A 2,754-nucleotide genomic window follows, 5' to 3' on the forward strand; every position below is an offset into this window, starting at 1 on the left:
TCAGAAGCGTCGGCAACGAGAATTTCCGCATGGCGCGAACCTCCGGTCGAAGCGCGTCCGCCTTGATAACATCTTGAAACAAGGGGAGTTTCAGCGCCCGAGAATTGAAGCCCCGGGGCGGGAGGCGGGCAGCCGTGCTGCCGCGCCTCATCCGCCGGTGAGAGGGAGTGTGACGCTTGTCGGGTCGGCATTCTTGCGTAAAACCGACAATCGCCTGTGCGTTTGCGACCTTTGAACGACGATTCAGCGCAAGGCCGGCGGGGTGTTCCGGCGGGCAGGCTCCGGCCGCGCCTCAGCGCTGCGCGGTCTGCCAGTTCTCCGCCCGTGTAAAGCCGGCGTTGGCGGCAGCCAGCAGGCCGCGGCCGAGGATGTGGTCGGCCCCCTTTTCGCCGATCATGATGCTGGGCGCGTTGAGATTTCCGGTTGTGACGCGCGGCATGATCGAGGAATCGACGATGCGCAGCGCCTCCATGCCGATGACGCGGGTTTCCGGGTCCACCACCGCCATCGGGTCGTCCGGCGCCCCCATCCGGCACGAGCACGAGGGGTGATAGGCGCTCTCCACCTTGTCGCGGATGAACGCATCTATGGCGTCGTCGCTGACGACACCGGCACCGGGCTGGATCTCGCGGCCCCGATAGGGATCGAACGCCTTCTGGGCAAAGATCTCGCGGGTGAGGCGCACGCAGGCGCGCATTTCCGTCCAGTCGTCGGGGTGGCTCATGTAATTGAAGCGGATGCGCGGATGCTCGTGCGGATCGGCCGATTTCAGGCGGACCCAGCCGCGGCTTTTGGAGCGCATCGGCCCGACATGGGCCTGAAAGCCGTGTTCGGCGGCCAGCCCCTGTCCGTCATAAGTCACGGCCAGCGGCAGGAAGTGATACTGGATATCGGGATAGGGAATGCCCGGCCGCGAGCGGATGAAGCCGCAGCTTTCGAAATGATTCGTGGCGCCGTGTCCCTTTCTGGTCAGCAGCCACTGCGCGCCGATGAAGGCCCTGCCGAGAAGGCCCTGCCACGAATAGAGCGTGATCGGCTGCCGGCAGGCGACCTGGAAATAAAACTCCAGATGATCCTGCAGGTTCTCGCCCACCCCCGGCAGGTTGTGCACGACGGGGATGCCATGGCTCCGCAACTCCTCCGCACCGCCCACGCCGGAGAGCTTGAGCAGTTGCGGCGTGTTGATCGGCCCGCCGGAGAGAATGACTTCGCGGCCCGCCCGCACGCTGCGCCGCACGCCGCCCTGCTCGAATTCCACCCCCACCGCCCGGCGGCCCTCAAACAGCACGCGGGTGGCAAGGGCATGGGTGATCACGGTCAGGTTCGGCCGCTTCATCGCCGGCTTCAGATAGGCGTTCGCGGCCGACCAGCGCACGCCGTTCTTCACCGTCATATCCATGCGGCCGAAGCCTTCCTGCGTGGCCCCGTTGATGTCGCCGGTGATGCCGTAGCCCGCCTGCTCGCCGGCCTCCACAAAGGCGCGGTAGAGCGGGTTCTTCAGCGGGCCGTAGCGGGTGGCCAGCGGTCCGCGGTCGCCGCGCCAGTCGTCGCCGCCGTCGCGCCGGGTTTCTGCCCGGCGGAAATAGGGCAGAACGTGGCGATAGCCCCAGCCGCGTGCGCCCAGCGCCTCCCAGTCCTCATAGTCCATGGGATTGCCGCGCACATAGACGAGGCCGTTGATGGACGAGCCGCCGCCGATCACCTTGCCGCGCGGGCAGTGCAGCGAGCGGCCCCCGAGCGCGTCTTCCGGCTCGGCGTGATAGCCCCAGTTGTAGGTCGTGGTGTTCATGGGCATGGAAAGCGCGGCCGGCATCTGAATGATGAGGGCGCGGTCCGAGCCGCCGAATTCCAGCACGCAGACGCTGAATCTTCCGTCCGCACTCAGCCGGTCGGCCAGCACGCAGCCGGCCGATCCGGCGCCGACGATGACATAATCGAAGGTCTTGTCTTCCTGCGCAGCCATGGCAGCCTCTCAGTAGGGCGACTCGACGGCGCCAAGATTGACGTAGACGCTCTTGATCTGCGTATAGTGCTCGATGGCCGCCTTCGAGTTCTCGCGGCCGAGGCCGGAAAGCTTGTAGCCGCCGAACGGCAGTTCGATGGGCGTCACGTTGTAGTGATTGATCCAGCAGGTGCCGGCTTCCAGCTTCGCGATCACGCGGTGGGCGCGGGCGAGATCTTTCGTGAAGACGCCGGCTGCCAGGCCGAATTCGGTGGCGTTGGCGCGCGCCACGACTTCATCCTCGTCGGTGAAGGTCAGCACGGACATGACCGGGCCGAAGATCTCCTCGCGCACGATGGTCATGTCGTCGGTGCAGCCATCGAACACGGTCGGGGCCACGAAGGCGCCGTCCGCAAGCCGGCCGTCGGTGACGCGATGGCCGCCGGCGATAAGCTGCGCGCCCTCGCGCAGTCCGGTTTCGATGTAGCCCAGCACCTTTTCCATGTGGGCGTGCGAGATGAGCGAGCCGACCTGCGTTTTCGGGTCGAGCGGGTCGCCGATCACCATGCGCCGGGTGCGGGCGGCGAGCCGCTGCAGGAAAGCGGCCCTGATGCGGGCGTGGACGAACACCCGCGTGCCGTTGGAGCACACCTCGCCGGCGGAATAGAAGTTGCCCAGCATGGCACCGGACACGGCATCGTCGATATCGGCATCGTCGAAGACGATCAGCGGCGACTTGCCGCCGAGTTCCAGCGTCACGTGCTTCAGCGTGCCGGCGGCGTCGGCCATCACCTTGCGGCCGGTGCCGGCCT

The 2,754-nt window shown here is 66.6% G+C and carries 2 protein-coding genes; both read right to left on the bottom strand.

Going from position 1 to position 2,754, the window contains the following annotated elements; translation table 11 throughout:
• Positions 1 to 292: 292 nt before the first annotated feature.
• Entirely contained in the window at positions 293 to 1,963 is a 1,671-nt protein-coding gene (betA, locus tag V7067_RS17150) for a choline dehydrogenase (protein WP_334177103.1), read from the bottom strand.
• A 9-nt stretch (positions 1,964 to 1,972) separates the two neighbouring features.
• Positions 1,973 to 2,754: aldehyde dehydrogenase family protein (locus tag V7067_RS17155; protein ID WP_334177104.1), on the bottom strand; the 782-nt coding region annotated here is incomplete at its 5' end.

This window comes from Pseudoxanthobacter sp., from assembly GCF_036822375.1.
Taxonomy (GTDB): domain Bacteria; phylum Pseudomonadota; class Alphaproteobacteria; order Rhizobiales; family Segnochrobactraceae; genus Pseudoxanthobacter.